Raw genomic sequence first — 457 nt, forward strand, 5'->3', positions numbered from 1 at the left:
GAAAGTTGAACCCAACCTTCTTTACCATCACGTGCTGCTTGTGTTGGATATTTTGGTTCAATACGAACGATAGGTGTCGCATCACCATCTCGTCCAAATGCACCTGGACCACTTAGTCCACCGGCCGTGCTTCCCACATCGATACTTGGCATATTAAATGACAAGCCACCAGTATTTGGGTTGCTATTTTCCGGCTGTGGCGGCTGCGGTTTAGGCGGCTGCTTTGGCGGTGGCGGAGGCGGAGGCGGTACACGCTTCCTCTCCTGCACCTTAGATTCAGGCGGATTCGTCATAATTTCGACTATGATCTGCTCTTTTTGTTCCGTATTACGGTCAGCCCCACCAGAGATGAGGTATGCCATGAAGTAGAACAAGCCGAAAGTAACTGCCCCACCTGCAATCAGTGAAAACAGAAAACGAATCATTACTGATCTCCAGCTATTGAAATTCTCAGGTT

At 49.0% G+C, this 457-nt stretch carries 1 pseudogene; it reads right to left on the reverse strand.

Annotated elements, in window-relative coordinates:
• Positions 1 to 293, reverse strand: a pseudogene (locus B4F91_RS12080) (energy transducer TonB); the annotation flags it as partial.
• Positions 294 to 457 lie beyond the last annotated feature (164 nt).

It is taken from the genome of Pseudoalteromonas sp. UBA6610 (genome assembly GCF_002433295.1).
GTDB lineage: Bacteria > Pseudomonadota > Gammaproteobacteria > Enterobacterales > Alteromonadaceae > Pseudoalteromonas > Pseudoalteromonas atlantica.